Origin of the sequence: Sulfuritortus calidifontis, assembly GCF_003967275.1 — a bacterium.
In the GTDB taxonomy this organism is placed as follows: domain Bacteria; phylum Pseudomonadota; class Gammaproteobacteria; order Burkholderiales; family Thiobacillaceae; genus Sulfuritortus; species Sulfuritortus calidifontis.
Genome location: NZ_AP018721.1, coordinates 2,110,378 through 2,124,981 on the forward strand (window position 1 = coordinate 2,110,378; position 14,604 = coordinate 2,124,981).

12 protein-coding genes are annotated in these 14,604 nt (G+C 67.0%); 3 read left to right on the top strand and 9 right to left on the bottom strand.

What is annotated here, in order from left to right; all coding sequences use genetic code 11:
• Positions 1 to 113: 113 nt before the first annotated feature.
• The 6 genes from ribH to glyA form a co-directional block, all read right to left on the bottom strand.
• Positions 114 to 581, bottom strand: coding sequence for a 6,7-dimethyl-8-ribityllumazine synthase (gene ribH, locus EL388_RS10790; RefSeq protein ID WP_126463353.1), 468 nt, complete (start codon positions 579 to 581; stop codon positions 114 to 116).
• 1 nt (position 582) lies between these two features.
• A complete protein-coding gene (gene ribBA, locus EL388_RS10795) occupies positions 583 to 1,671 on the bottom strand; it encodes a bifunctional 3,4-dihydroxy-2-butanone-4-phosphate synthase/GTP cyclohydrolase II (RefSeq protein WP_126463355.1) in 1,089 nt (362 codons plus the stop codon).
• A gap of 1 nt (position 1,672) precedes the next feature.
• A complete protein-coding gene (locus EL388_RS10800; protein ID WP_126463357.1) occupies positions 1,673 to 2,281 on the bottom strand; it encodes a riboflavin synthase in 609 nt (202 codons plus the stop codon).
• 81 nt (positions 2,282 to 2,362) lie between these two features.
• Complete coding sequence (gene ribD / locus EL388_RS10805; protein ID WP_338057657.1) at positions 2,363 to 3,445, bottom strand: bifunctional diaminohydroxyphosphoribosylaminopyrimidine deaminase/5-amino-6-(5-phosphoribosylamino)uracil reductase RibD; 1,083 nt, start codon at positions 3,443 to 3,445, stop codon at positions 2,363 to 2,365.
• Positions 3,446 to 3,452: 7 nt separating this feature from the next.
• Complete coding sequence (nrdR, locus tag EL388_RS10810; RefSeq protein WP_126463361.1) at positions 3,453 to 3,905, bottom strand: transcriptional regulator NrdR; 453 nt, start codon at positions 3,903 to 3,905, stop codon at positions 3,453 to 3,455.
• 73 nt (positions 3,906 to 3,978) lie between these two features.
• Entirely contained in the window at positions 3,979 to 5,232 is a 1,254-nt protein-coding gene (glyA, locus tag EL388_RS10815; protein WP_126463363.1) for a serine hydroxymethyltransferase, read from the bottom strand.
• Between the two features lie 155 nt (positions 5,233 to 5,387).
• Between glyA and EL388_RS10820 the strand changes: the two genes are divergently transcribed.
• The 3 genes from EL388_RS10820 to EL388_RS14245 all read left to right on the top strand — a co-directional run bounded on the left by EL388_RS10820 (position 5,388) and on the right by EL388_RS14245 (position 9,836).
• A complete protein-coding gene (locus EL388_RS10820) occupies positions 5,388 to 6,446 on the top strand; it encodes an efflux RND transporter periplasmic adaptor subunit (RefSeq protein ID WP_126463365.1) in 1,059 nt (352 codons plus the stop codon).
• Complete coding sequence (locus EL388_RS10825) at positions 6,443 to 9,592, top strand: efflux RND transporter permease subunit (protein WP_126463366.1); 3,150 nt, start codon at positions 6,443 to 6,445, stop codon at positions 9,590 to 9,592. Before EL388_RS10820 ends, EL388_RS10825 begins: the two co-directional genes overlap by 4 nt.
• Positions 9,593 to 9,686: 94 nt before the next feature.
• Positions 9,687 to 9,836 carry a DUF5131 family protein gene (locus tag EL388_RS14245; protein WP_126463368.1) on the top strand — a complete coding sequence of 50 codons (150 nt, stop codon included), beginning with the start codon at positions 9,687 to 9,689 and terminating at the stop codon, positions 9,834 to 9,836.
• 230 nt (positions 9,837 to 10,066) lie between these two features.
• On the opposite strand, the gene EL388_RS10835 is transcribed toward EL388_RS14245, so the two are convergent.
• From EL388_RS10835 to EL388_RS10845, 3 genes are all read right to left on the bottom strand, one after another.
• Positions 10,067 to 11,257, bottom strand: a complete 1,191-nt coding sequence (locus EL388_RS10835; protein WP_165919125.1) for a methyltransferase — start codon at positions 11,255 to 11,257, stop codon at positions 10,067 to 10,069.
• A gap of 342 nt (positions 11,258 to 11,599) precedes the next feature.
• Complete coding sequence (locus EL388_RS10840) at positions 11,600 to 13,072, bottom strand: complex I subunit 4 family protein (RefSeq protein ID WP_126463372.1); 1,473 nt, start codon at positions 13,070 to 13,072, stop codon at positions 11,600 to 11,602.
• Positions 13,072 to 14,595, bottom strand: coding sequence for a complex I subunit 4 family protein (locus tag EL388_RS10845; RefSeq protein WP_126463374.1), 1,524 nt, complete (start codon positions 14,593 to 14,595; stop codon positions 13,072 to 13,074). The genes EL388_RS10840 and EL388_RS10845 overlap by 1 nt, the downstream gene beginning before the upstream one ends.
• Between the last annotated feature and the right edge of the window lie 9 nt (positions 14,596 to 14,604).

Genomic DNA, 14,604 nt, shown 5'->3' on the forward strand with positions numbered 1-14,604 from the left:
GCGTCTGCCGCGTTGCCAGCCTTGCGAATGGAACGACCATTCGCTGCGCCCCGCGCCTTGCATCCATCCGTTTTGTGACCAAACGCATCTTTCGTTTCCTGGTGAAATAGGCTCTAAACCGCCTTGAACAGGTTGACCATCTCGACCACCACCTGCGCGGCCTCCGCGCCCTTCTGCGACATGCGCAGCAGGGCCTGGTCGTCGGTGTTGGTGGTGAGCACGGCGTTGGCGATGGGCAGACCGGTGTCCAGGGTCACTTGCATGATGCCGCTGGCCATCTCGTTGGAAACCACCTCGAAGTGATAGGTGTCGCCGCGCACCACGGCGCCCAAGGCGATCAGCGCGTCGTACTTGCCGGTGGCCGCCAGCTTCTGCAGCGCCAGGGGAATCTCCAGGGCGCCGGGCACGGTGGCGATGCACATGTCGGATTCCTTGACGCCCAGCTTGGTGAGCTCGGCGGTGCAGGCCGAGAGCAGGCCTTCGCAGATGTCGATGTTGAACCGGCTCATGACGATGCCGACCCGGATGCCTTTGCCATCCAGGTTGATCTCGTGTTCGCAGATGTTGTCGTAGCGGGGCATGTCAGACTCCCTGTTGCTCAATGTATCCGGTCACCTCGAGGTCGAAGCCGGTCATCGACGGCATCTTCCGGGGGTGGGCCATGATGCGCATCTTGCCGACGCCGAGGTCCTTCAGGATCTGGGCGCCAATGCCATAGTTGCGCAGGTCAAATTTCGCCGCCGGCTTGGGCTCGGTCGAGAACTTGGCCAGCAGGTCGTCGCCGGTTTCCGGCCGGTGCAGCAGCACCATCACGCCGCGCTCGGCCTGGGCCAGGGTCTTCAGCGCGGCATCCACGGTCCAGGAGTGGCCGGTGCCGGTGTCGAGGAAATCGAGCACCGAAATCGGCTCGTGCACCCGCACCAAGGTTTCCTGAGCCGGCGTCGGCTTGCCCTTGACCAGGGCCAGGTGCGTCTCGCCCGCGGTCTTGTCGCGGAAGGCGACCAGGCGGAAATCGCCATAGGCGGTCTTGACCGGCTTGTCGGCCACACGCTCGACCAGCTTCTCGTTCCGGCTGCGATAGTGGATGAGGTCGGCGATGGCGCCGATCTTGAGGCCGTGCTCCTTGGCGAATTCGACCAGGTCCGGCAGCCGGGCCATGGTGCCGTCGTCCTTCAGGATCTCGCAGATCACCGCGGCCGGGGTCAGGCCGGCGAGCTGGCCCAGATCGCAGCCAGCCTCGGTGTGGCCGGCGCGCTTGAGCACGCCACCCTCTTGCGCCATGAGCGGGAAGATGTGGCCGGGCATGACGATGTCGTTCGGGCCGGCATCCTTCTTCACTGCGGCCTGGATGGTGGTCGCCCGGTCGGCCGCCGAGATGCCGGTGGTCACGCCCTGGGCCGCCTCGATCGAGACCGTGAAGGCAGTCCCCAGCGGGGCCCGGTTCTTGCCGACCATGAGGTCGAGCCCGAGCTGACGGCAACGCGCCTCGGTCAGGGTCAGGCAGATCAGGCCGCGGCCGTGCTTGGCCATGAAGTTGATCGCCTCCGGCGTGACGAAATCGGCCGCCAGCACCAGGTCACCCTCGTTCTCGCGGTCCTCCTCGTCGACCAGGATGACCATTTTGCCGGCCTTGAAGTCGGCGATGATGTCTGCGATGGGAGCCAGGCTCATTTCAATCCTTATCGGTTGCGTCGGTGTAGGCCAGCAGGCGCTCGGCGTAGCGGGCCAGCATGTCGACCTCCAGGTTCACCCGGCTGCCGGCCTTGAGGGCCTTGAAGCCGGTGTGCTCCAGGGTGTGCGGGATCAGGTTGATGGAAAACTCCTCGCCGACCACCCGGTTCACGGTCAGGCTGACGCCGTTGACGGCGATCGAGCCCTTGGCGGCGATGTACTTGGCCAGCCGGAACGGCGCCCGGATATCCAGCCGATGGCTCTCGCCCAGCGACTCGAAGCGGACCACCTCGCCGACGCCGTCGACGTGGCCGGAGACGATGTGGCCGCCCAGGCGGTCGGCCAGGCGCAGGGCCTTCTCCAGATTGACCGCCTCGCCCGGGGTGAAGCCGATGGTGCAGCTGAAGGTCTCGGCCGAGACGTCGACGCTGTAGTGGTCGGCGCCCTTCTCCACCACGGTGAGGCAAACGCCGTTGGCCGCGATGGAATCGCCCAGGCCGACATCGGCAAGATCGAGCCCGCCGGCCGCGATGGTCACGCGGGCATCGCCGCCCGGTCGCTCCACCAGGTGCTGGATATGGCCTACGGCCTGGATGATGCCGGTGAACATGGCTGGAAGAAACGCCCGAAACCTGAAAGGAGCGCCATTTTAGCCGATCCGGCCGGACTCTGGCGGACCGTCCCGCCTATTTCAGAGGGGGCGCAGCAGCAGGCGCAGGTCGCCGCCGACCTGGGCCAGGTCATGCAGGCGGAAATCGCGGCAGCCGGCCATCTCGCTCAGCTCCGGCAGGCCGAACAGGCCGCGGGCGGCATCGCCCATGACCTTGGGCGCGACATAGGCCAGCCACTCGTCGACCAGGCCGGCCGCCAGGAAGGCGCCGTTGAGCACCGCCCCGGCCTCGACGTGCACCTCGTTGATGCCACGCCGGCCCAGCTCGACCAGCAGCGCGGGAAGATCGACATGGCCGTCGGCGCCCGGCAGCACCAGCACCTCAGCCCCCGCCGCGCTCAGGGCGGCGCGCCGCTCCTTCAGGTCGAGTGCGGCGACCACCAAAGCGCCGCCGGCCAGGATGCGCGCCGTCGGCGGCGTGCGCAGCTGGCTGTCGAGGATCACCTTCAAAGGTTGGCGCCCGATATCGAAGTCGCGCACGGTCATCTGCGGATCGTCGGCCGCCACCGTGCCCACCCCGGTCAGGATGGCGCAGCTGCGCGCCCGCCAGCGCTGGACATCGGCCCGCGCCGCCGCCCCGGTGATCCACTGCGACTGGCCGTTGTTGAGCGCGGTCTTGCCGTCCAGGCTGGACGCCGTCTTCAGCCGCAGCCAGGGACGGCCGCGGGTCATGCGGGAGACGAAGCCGGGGTTGAGTTCATGCGCCTCGGCCGCCAGCAGCCCCACCTCGGCGCGCACCCCGGCCAGGGTCAAAAGCTCGATGCCGTTGCCGGCCACCTGCGGGTTGGGATCGCGCATCGCCGCCACCACGCGCGCCACGCCGGCATCGATCAGGGCGTTGGCGCAAGGCGGGGTGCGGCCATGGTGGCTGCACGGCTCCAGGCTGACGTAGACGGTGGCGCCGCGCGCCGCCGCCCCGGCCGCGCGCAGGGCGTGGATCTCGGCATGCGGCTCGCCGGCCCGCTCATGCCAGCCCTCGCCGACCACGCGCCCATCCTTGACGATGACGCAACCCACGCGCGGATTCGGCATCGTCGTGTACAGCCCGCGCGCCGCCAGTCGCAGGGCGCGGGCCATGTGGAGGTGGTCGTCTGCCGTGAACAAGATCCGCTTATTTTTTCTCGATGTCGCGGATCACGTCGCGGAAGTCCTCGACGTCCTGGAAGCTGCGGTAGACCGAGGCGAAGCGGATGTAGGCCACCTTGTCCAGCTTGTACAGCTCGGCCATCACCATCTCGCCGATCTGGCGCGAGCCGATCTCGCGCTCACCCAGGGCCAGCAGTTTCTGGCGGATGTGCTCGACCGCCGCGTCGACCAGCGCCGCCGGCACCGGCCGCTTGTGCAGGGCGCGGCGGAACCCCTCGCGCAGCTTCCCGATGGAGAACTCCTCGCGGGTGCCGTTGCCCTTCACCACATGCGGCATGCGGACATCGGCCGTCTCATAGGTGGTGAAGCGCTTGTCGCAGGCGGCGCAGCGCCGGCGCCGGCGGATGCTGGCGCCGTCCTCCGACACCCGGGTCTCGACCACCTGGGTATCCGTCGCGCCGCAGAAAGGGCATTTCATATTTTTGGGATCAGCGCTCAGGCCTCAGGTATCAGCACAACGCTTCAGGCTGATCCCTGATCCCTGATACCTGTCATCTGTTGCCGTAGACCGGGAACTTGGCGCACATCGCGCCGACCTCGCCGGCCACCCGCTTGGCCACCGCCTCGTCGTTGGGCGCGTCGAGCACGTCGGCGATCAGGTGCGCCAGCTTTTCGGCCTCGATCTCGGTGAAGCCGCGCGTGGTCATGGCCGGCGAGCCGATGCGGATGCCGGAGGTGACGAAGGGCTTCTCCGGGTCGTTCGGGATGGCGTTCTTGTTCACCGTGATGTGGGCGCGGCCGAGCGCCGCCTCGGCCTCCTTGCCGGTGATCTTCTTCGGCCGCAGATCGACCAGGAAGACATGGCTCTCGGTGCCGCCGGAGACGATGCGCAGGCCGCGCTCCTCGGCGAGCACCCGGGCCATCACCCGGGCATTGGCCAGCACCTGCTCCTGGTACTTGCGGAACTCGGGCGAGAGAGCCTCCTTGAACGCCACCGCCTTGCCGGCGATCACGTGCATCAGCGGGCCGCCCTGCAGGCCGGGGAAGATGGCCGAGTTGATCGCCTTCTCGTGCTCGGCCTTCATCATGATCACGCCGCCGCGCGGGCCGCGCAGGGTCTTGTGCGTGGTCGAGGTCACCACGTCGGCGTGCGGCACCGGGTTGGGATAGAGCCCGGCGGCGATCAGGCCGGCGTAATGGGCCATGTCCACCATGAAGATCGCGCCGACCGCCTTGGCCACCTTGGCGAAGCGCTCGAAGTCGATGCGCAGGCTATAGGCCGAGGCGCCGGCGATGATGAGCTTGGGCTTGTGCTCGTGGGCCAGCCGCTCCATCTGCTCATAGTCGATCTCTTCCTTGGCGTTCAGGCCGTAGGCCACCACCTTGAACCACTTGCCCGACATGTTGAGCGCCATGCCGTGGGTGAGGTGGCCGCCCTCGGCCAGGCTCATGCCCATGATGGTGTCGCCCGGCTTCAGGAAGGCCATGAACACCGCCTGGTTGGCCTGGGAGCCGGAATTGGGCTGCACGTTGGCCGCCTCGGCGCCAAACAGCTTTTTCAGCCGGTCGATCGCCAGCTGCTCGACCACGTCGACATGCTCGCAGCCACCGTAATAGCGCTTGCCGGGGTAGCCCTCGGCGTACTTGTTGGTCAGCACCGAACCCTGGGCCTCCATTACCGCCGGGCTGGTGTAGTTCTCGGAAGCAATCAGCTCGATGTGGTCTTCCTGGCGCTTGGCCTCGCCCTGAATGGCGGCCCAAAGCTCGGGATCGGTCTTCTGAATGGTCTGGTCGGCGGAGAACATGGTGAGCGGCCCAATGCGTCTGAAAATTTGAATTTTATCATGGCCCCCGGCTCTTACCGCGTACTGGACCACGGCTTTGCAGATCGGCCAGTGGCCCGGATAATGCCCGCTCGCCCGGCCCGCCGGGCGCCGCCCCCCAATAAGGAATTTAGCCGATGCGCGCCACCCTGCTGATCCTGTTCATTGCCGGCCTCGGCCTGGCCGGCTGCGGCAACAAGAAGCCGGAGGAGAAGAAAGGCCCGCCCCCCAGCCTGATCACCGTCGCCCAGGCCGAGGCGCGCGATTTGGAGATCACCGAGGAGGCCGTGGGCGAGGCCGACAGCACCACGGCGCCCAAGGTCGCTGCCGAGGTGGCCGGCCGCGTGCTCAAGGTCCACGTCGAGGTCGGCGACGCGGTCAAACGCGGCCAGCTGCTGGCCGAGCTCGACCCCGGCGACTACGCGGCCGACGCCCGGCGGCTCGAGGCCCAGGCCGTCACCCAGCAGAAGCTGACCGAGCGCTATCGCGAGCTCGCCCGTCAGGGTTTCATCTCCTCGAGCAGGCTGGAAGAGGTCGAGGCGCAGAACGTCGCCGCCCAGGAGGTCTACGCCCGCGCCGCGAGAAACCTGACGCGCACCCGCATCGTCGCGCCGATTTCAGGCCGCGTCGACGGGCGCTTCATCGCCCAGGGCGACTGGATCGAGCTGGGCAAGCCCGCCTTCCAGCTCACCAGCAGCGAGCGCCTGCGCATCCGCCTGCCCTTCCCCGAGACCGTGGCGCCGCGCATCAAACCTGGCCAGGCGGTGTATCTTGCCAGCCCCAGCGCGCCGGACAAGCCCTTCACCGGCAAGGTGAGCGAGGTGCGGCCCATGGTCGGCAGCGGCAGTCGGGCCTTCGACGCCATCGTCGAGGTCGACAACCCCGGCGACTGGAAACCCGGCGCCTCGGTCACCGGCCGGGTGGTGGTCGAGGTCCATCCCGGCGCGGTGATGGTGCCCGAGCAAAGCGTGGTGCTGCGCCCGGCCGGCAAGGTGGTCTATGTCGTCGGCAACGGCCAGGCCATCCAGCGCGTGGTCAGGACCGGCATCAAGGAGCGCGGCCAGATCGAGATTCTGGAGGGCCTCAAGGCCGGCGAGACGGTGGCGGTCGACGGCGCCGGCTTTTTGTCGGACCGTGCCAAAGTCAGCCTGCTGCCACCGGCCGATAAGACCGGCCAGGCGGGCGCCGCGAAATGACCCTGCCCGAGCTTTCGATCAGGCGCCACGTCCTGGCCTGGATGCTGTCGGGCGTGCTGCTGCTGTTCGGCATCATCAGCTTCCTGCGCATCGGCATCGACCGTTTCCCCTACATCGAATTCCCCATCATCTCGATCACCACCACCCAGAAGGGCGCCAACCCCGACGTGGTCGACGCCAGCATCACCAGCGTGATCGAGACCGCGGTCAACAGCACGCCCGGTATCCAGCACATCAACTCCACCTCCTCGCCCGGCGTTTCCATCGTCGCCATCACCTTCGACCTGGACAAGGACATCGACGTCGCCTTCAACGAGGTGCAGGCCAAGGTCAACCAGGTGCTGAAGAGCCTGCCCCAGGATGCCGACCCGCCGGTGGTGGCCAAGGTGGCGACCAATGCCAGCCCGATCTTCTGGGTCGCCCTGCAGGGCGACCGCACCCAGCAGCAGCTCAACCAGTACGCCCGCAACGTGGTGAAGAAGCGGCTGGAGACCGTGGCCGGCGTCGGCGAGGTGCGCCTGGGCGGCCGGCGCGACCGCACCATTCGGGTCAACCTCGACCCGCAGCGCATGGCCGCGCTCGGCGTCACCGCCCAGGACCTGGTCAACGCCTTCAACCGCGAGCACATCCAGCAGCCCGGCGGCTTCGTCACCGGCCAGAGCTCTGAATATCTGCTCAAGCTCGACCTGGAATTCCACACCACCGACGCCCTGGAGGAGATGGTGGTGGCCTATCGCAATGGCGCGCCGATCAAGCTCAAGCAGGTGGCCGAGGTGGAGGACGGCCTGTCCGACTACCGCCAGCTCGCCCGCTTCAATGGCAAGCCCACGGTCGGCATCGGCATCGTCAAGGTGGCCAACACCAACACGGTCGAGATCATCAAAAACATCAAGACCAAGCTCGACCAGGAGATCATCCCCCAGCTGCCACCGGGCATGACCCTCACCATCGCCTCCGACGACTCGCTCTTCATCCAGCAGATGGTCGACTCGCTGATGAACCACCTGGTCGAAGGCACGGTGCTGGCGGCGCTGATCGTGCTGCTGTTCCTCAAGAGCTGGCGTTCCACCCTGATCATCTCGCTGGCCATCCCGGTCTCGCTGCTGGGCGCCATCGCGGTCATCTATTTCTTCGGCTACACCTTCAACTCGCTCACCCTGCTCGCCCTGCTTCTGCTGATCGGTGTGGTGGTGGACGACGCCATTGTCGTGCTGGAAAACATCTATCGCCATCGCGAGATGGCGATAGATGTTTCGGCGCAGGCCAACCCCGGCGAAGCCGGGGTTAAACCCGCGGATGCGGGTGGCCGGAGCCAGAACATCTACCGCCACCGCGAGGCCATCGACCCCGACCCCGTCAGCGCCGCCCTCGCCGGCAGCCGCGAGGTGGTGTTCGCCGTGCTCGCCGCCACCCTGTCGCTGGTCTCCATCTTCGCCCCGGTCATCTTCATGGGCGGCATCATCGGCATGTTCTTCCAGTCCTTCGCCGTGGTGGTGACCTTCGGCGTGCTGGTCTCGCTGTTCGTCTCGCTCACTTTGACGCCCATGCTGTGCGCCCGCTATCTCACCGTGCAAAAGCGGCACGGCCGTCTCTATCAGGCGCTCGATGCCGCCTTCCAGCGCATGGACGAGGCCTATCGCCGACTGCTCGGCTATGCCATGGGCCACCGTTGGAAGATCGTCATCGCCACCGTGCTGGTCGTGCTCTCCTCCGGCTGGTTTTTCGTCAATACCGGCAAGACCTTCGTGCCCGAGGAAGACGAAGGCCGCTTCCTGGTCTTCGTCAAGACCCCGCTCGGCTCCAGCATCGACTACACCAGCGGCCGCCTGGCCGAGGTGGAAAAGGTGCTGGCCCGGCACCCCGAGATCAACACCTATTTCGCCGCCATCGGCCTGGGCCAGGCTGGCCAGGTGAACGAGGCCTTCGCCTCGGTGCGCATGGTTCCGCCCGACCGGCGCACGCTCAAGCAATACGAGCTGATTCCGCGATTGAAGCAGGAACTGGCCCAGATCCCCGGCGCCCGCGTCTTCCCGGCGCCAATCCCCATCGTCGGCGGCCAGCGCGGCGAGGCTCTGCAATTCGTGGTCTCCGGCCCCAATCTGCAGGAGGTCGGCCGTCTGGCCAAGCTGATGCAGGACAAACTCTCGGCCGACCCCGGCATCGGCCGCTTGGACATGAACCTGCAGCTCGACCTGCCGCAGATCAGGATGAACCTCGACCGCACCCGCGCCAACAGCCTCGGACTCTCCGCCAACGACGTCGCCCTGGCGGTCAACCTGCTCACCGGCGGCATCGACGTCGCCCGCTTCAACGACGAACCGGGCGATGGCGAGCGCTACTACGTGCGCCTCAAGGCACAAGACGGCGAGTTCACCCGGCCGACCGACCTGGCCAACATCTACCTGCGCGCCGCGAACGGGGAACTGGTGCGCATCGACACCATCGCCCAATTCGAGGAAACGCTCGGCCCCGCGGTGATCGGCCGCATGGACCTGCAATACGCCGCCCAGTTCTTCGGCAGCCCGACCATTCCGCTCGGCGAGGCCGTCAGCCGCATCCAGGAAGCCGCCACCGGCCTGCTGCCGCCCGGCTACACGGTGAAGATGGTCGGCCAGGCCGAGGAATTCCAGAAGACCGCGCAGAACATGGCCTTCGCCTTCGTCCTGGCGCTGGTTCTGCTCTACATGGTGCTGGCCAGCCAGTTCAATTCCTTCCTGCAACCGCTCATCATCATGGTCGCCCAGCCGCTCGCCATCATCGGCGGCGTCGTCGCGCTCTGGCTCACCGGCCACACCATCAACATCTATTCCATGATCGGCCTGGTCCTGCTGATCGGCCTGGTGGCGAAGAACTCCATCCTGCTGGTCGACCTGGCCAACCAGCGCCGCAGCGAGGGTATGACCATCGACGCCGCCCTGCTCGAGGCCTGCCCGATCCGGCTGCGCCCCGTGCTGATGACCTCGTTCACCGTCATCCTCGCCCTGCTGCCGGCCGCCCTCGGCCTGGGCGCCGGCGCCGAGACCAACGGCCCGCTCGCGGTGGCGGTGATCGGCGGCATGTTGTCATCGACGCTACTGACCTTGGTGGTGGTGCCGGCGGTTTATTCCTTGGTGGAGAATTGGGTGGCGCGGCGGCGGAAGGCGTAGTCAATGCCGTAGCGGCATACCCTACCCACCTGGATGATGGCAAAAAAATAGCTTCCTATCTATTGTGCAAATGTCCAACTAGGCATCTTTAAACATGGCAACTTCTGACATCGAATGGACTGAGCAAACGTGGAACCCCGTCACTGGCTGCACAAAGGTTTCACCTGTCCCTATATGGTGCCGGCAAGCTAACATGGCTCCTCCAGCCAGGTGCGAACCGATCAAAAGCAGAATCATCTTGTGAAGTGTTGACTGCCATATTCCGGTTGAGATCCATCGCGCTGACATGAATTAGCATATCCATACGCTTGAGCGCTGCCAGTGTCTCAAACATCCTCCACGGCTAGACCGTCATCACCGGATAGCAAATCTCCCATTTTCATTCCCTCCCTAATGTTCTGTTATTAGGGCGATATTACAGACTAGATCTAGCGTGGTCCGCATCTACTTACCCACACACTTCAAACCACCCTTTCACCTGTCGTTATATTGGCGCGCCGAGATAAACAAATTCCTCGGCGTCAGCTCCCGCCCGCAAAACTCCGCCAGCCGCACCCGATAGCCGGCACGCTCCAGAAACAGCGCGCGGTCGAGCGCAAGCCAAACCTCCAAGGGCCGGCGAAAGACGTGACGCACCAGGGACAGGCGCATCACCTCGCGCTGGCGCTGCCAGCCGTGGGCTTCGAGCGCGGCCCAGTCGTAATGCGCCGGCACATCAAGCCCCTCGCGCTCGGCCAGCCTGCAACACCATCCTTCGAAACCCAGGGACAGCCAACTCGACGGCACCGGCTTGAAGGTGCGCGTAGTGGGCACGCCGGCCAAATCTTCGCGCAGTTTCACGAAGGCGAGTTTCCAGGCCATGGCCTGGTCGCGCAGTCTTCTGGCGCGGGCGCCGGCGGTGGCGGTGTCGGTGACCGGCAGGTGCAGTTCGTCGCGGGTGAGATGCAGCGTGCCCTCGGGGTTGAGCGGGCGATACACCGCGTCACGAGTGCGGTAATAGCAGCAGGGCGCAAGATCGACCGCCGCGGCGCGCTGCCCCACCGCGCCGCGCAGCAAGGCCAGATGCAGGTCGCCGCAGGCATGCAGGGCAATGGCATGGCGGCCGGCAAGGTGGACGGCGGCATCGGCGTTTAGGGCATCGGCGCAGATGAAATGCTGGTCGACGTGGGCGCGCTCGGCCAGGAGCTCGCCTTCGCGGCAGAGGGTGGCATCGACGTCCAGGCTCAGCACCGGCTGGCGCGCGCGCTCGGCGAGCAGGCGACCGAGGTGGCCCTTGCCGGCGCACCATTCCAGGATGGGATGCTCGGTCGCCTCGACCGCCTCGGCGAAGGCCTCGGCCTGGGCCTGCTTGCGGCCGGGCATGCCCCAGGCGAGGCGGCCGGGGATGGCTTCGGCATCGGCAGGCAATTCGAGGCGCGGCAGTTCGATCAGCGTTTGCAACGCACGCAGCTCGGGCACGAATTCACCGGCCCAGGCGATGAGCGCCGCGTTGTCGGCATTGAGCCGCTCGACCTCGACATCATCCAGTTGCAGTGCCTGCGCCGCCCATTCGGGCTGCCGCGCGCACCACTCGGGCCGCGCGACGTGAAACGGCGCCGGCCGCCAGAATGCTTGGTTTCGGCTCAGCTGGTCTTGCAGCGTGAGGTAGCGGGCGCGGTGATCCATGGCCGGATTGTCGGGCCGGGAAAGCCGATTGGGAAGCGACGATGTTCGCGCAACAAGCCCAGAGCTCCCCACCCCGACCCTCCCCATAAATGGGGAGGGAGTGAGCCGCTAACCCCTCCCCCACTTGTGGGGGAGGCTGGGAGGGAGATTTAACCCAAACGGGCGAGCCAGACGCCGGCGGCGGGGCGGATGAGATCGAGCACCAGGGCCGGGAAAGCCGATTGGGAAGCGACGACGTTCGCGCAACAAGCCCAGAGCTCCCCACCCCGACCCTCCCCATAAATGGGGAGGGAGTGAGCCGCTGACACCTCCCCCACTTGTGGGGGAGGCTGGGAGGGGGATTTAACCCAAACGGGCGAGCCAGACGCCGGCGGCGGGGCGGATGAGGTCGAGCACCAGGGCCGGGAATAAGCCGATGGCAAGCACCAGCACGGCGAGCACGGTGGCCAGGATCAGCTCGCGCGGCCGCAGGTCGCGCGCCGAGGCGATGGCGGGGTTTTCCACCGGCCCGAGGAAGGCGCGGCGGTACATGATCAGAAAATAGCCGGCGCTGAGCACCATGCCGAACAGGGCGGCCAGCCCCGCGCCGGTGTGGGTCTGCAGGGCGGCGACGAAGATCAAAAGCTCGGCCGGGAAGCCGTTGGTGCCGGGCACGCCCATGCCGGCCAGGCCGAACAGCAGGAAGAAGCTGGCCAGCCAGGGCATGGTTTTGGCGGCGCCACCCAGGGTGACCACATCGGTCGAGCCCAGGCGATGCTGGAGGAAGCCGGCCAAGAGGAAGATGCCGCCGGCGGCGACGGTGAAGTTGAGCAGTTGCAGCACCGCGCCCTGCAGGCCCTGCAGGTTGAAGGCGGCGATGCCGAGCAGGACCAGGCCGACGTGGGACACGCTGGAATAGGCGAGCATGGCGCGCAGATTGGTCTGGGCCAGGGCCAAGAGCGCGCCGTAGAGCACGCCGGCGACACCGAGACCAGCCAGCAGCCAATGCAATTCCTGCGCGGCCTGCGGCGCCAGCGGCACGGCGAAGCGGATCAGACCATAGGCGCCCAGCTTCAGACCGGTGAGCAGGGCCACCACCGCCACCGGGCCCTCCATCGCGAGCAGTGGCAGCCAGGTGTGCAGCGGCAGCACCGGCGTCTTCACCGCGAAGCCGAGCAGCAGCAGGAGGAAGACCAGGATCTGCAAATCGTGCGACAGATGACTGCCCAGCAAAGTGGGCAGGTCGAAGGCGGGCGCCAGGCCGGTGACCTCGGCCTGGCCGAAGATCAGGGCGAGGAAGCCGAACAGGAGCGGCACGCCGCCGCCCAACATCACCAGGGTGTACTTGGTCGCGGCGTAGCGGCGGTTGGGGCCGACGCCCCAGAGGCTGACCAGGAAGTAGAACGGCAGCAGCGACAGCTCCCAGAACAGGAAGAACAGCACCACGTCGAGCGCGCAGAAGATGCCCAGGGTGGCCGCGGCCTGCAAGAGCAGCAGGCTGTAATAGAGCCGGGGCAACTGGCGCACGCTGGTCCAGGAGGCCACCACCACGCCGACGAAGAGCAGCGCGGTGAAGGGCAGGAACAGCACCGAGATGCCGTCGACGCCGACCAGATAGTTCACCCGCAGGGTGGGAATCCAGGCCATGCGCTCGATCAGCTGGAAGCCGGCGTCCTTCGGATCGAAAGCGGCAAGCACCAAGAGGCTGAGGGCGAGCCCGGCCAAGGTGGTGGCCAGGGCCACGGTGCGAGCATGTCCGGGCCGCGGCAGCAGCCAGATCAGGCCGGCGCCGAGGGGGAAGGTGAGCAGCAGCAGGCTGAGCAGCGACAGTTCCATCAGTGTCCAAACCTCATGCCCAGGGTGTCCATCGAGGCGGCGACCAGGTCGAGCCAGGGCGTCATGTAGAAGCCGGTGGCCAGCATCACGGCAACCACGACGCCGGCGACCAGGTATTCCATGCGGCTGGTCGGCTCGACCTCGCGCAGGGCCTGCAGCCTGCCGGCCGGCAGCTCGCCCGGCGGCGACAGGAAGGCGCGCTGGAAGGCCCAGAGCAGGAAGCCGGCGGCCACCACGTTGCCGAGCGCGGCGGCCACGGTGACCAGGGCGCCCAGGCGGGTAATGGCGCCCTCCAGCACCAGGTGGGCGGCGTCGAAGCCCGGCGTGCCCGGCATGCCGACGATGGCGAAGCCGCCGACCAGGAAGGCGATGCCGATGAAGGGGATGCGGTCGAACAGACCGCCCAGGGCGGTGAGGTCGCTGGTATGGGTGCGCCGGTAGACGAAGCCGATCATGAACAGCATGGTGGTGGTGGCGAGGCCGAAGTTGATGGCGAGCAGCGCGGCGCCCTGCAGCGCGGCATGATCGAGACTGAAGATGCCGATGGCGATCAGGCTGGAATGGCTGATCACGGCGAAGGCCATCATCCGCCGCAGGTTGGTCTGCTGGAAGGCGATCAGCGCGGCATAGAAGACGCCAGCCACGGCGAAGGCCACCACCACCGGCTGCCACTGCCCGGCGGCCTCGGGCACGATGGGCAGCACGAAGCGGAGCAGGCCGTAGACCCCGACCTTGATGCCGAGCAGCAGGCTGGGCGCGATGGCGATGTTGCCGTGCTGCGCCACCACCGGCAGCCAGCCGTGCATGGGAAACAGCGGCGTGCGGATGGCCATGCCGTAGAACAGCAGGAAGAAGACCAGGGTGCGCAGCTGCTCGACCACCGGGTTGGCGGCCAGGTCGAGCAGATCGAAGCTGAAGCCGCGGCCGGTGGTGTAGCCGTGGCTCCAGCCCAGCACGAGCGTGCCGGCCAGCAGGAGCAGGAGGCCGGTGACCTGGAACTGGTAATAGCGGGTCATCGCCAGGTACTTCTCGGCGCCCGAGGCCCAGCGCCAGAGCAGATAGCCGATCAGGCCGACCTCGATGGCGGAGGCGAGCACGAACCAGAGCAGGTTGAGGCTGACCAGCATGGAGGCGAGCACGCCCTCGATCGCCAGCACCACCGCGAGCAGGCGGCCGGGGTCGGCCAGGCCGCGGACCAGGCCGTAGAGGCTGATCAGGAGCGTGATCAGGGCGGCAATCAGGAGGAACAGCACGGTCAGGCCGTCGGCACCGGCGTGGTAATCGAAGGGCCCGAGCAGCTCGCCGTATTCGGCGAACTGGAAGGCCGGCGAGCGGGCGTCGATCTGGTCGTAGAGCAAGGCGATCAGGCCCAGCTCGGCCAGGGCGAACAGGCGGCCGAGCGGCACCGCCAGCGGCCGGTCGCGCAGCCAGAGCAGGAGCCAGGCACCGAGCAGCGGCAAGAGCTGGATCAGGCCCAGCAGCGGGAATTGCAGGGGGTGGCTCCACCAGTAGATTTCCGTCATCCCCGGCCC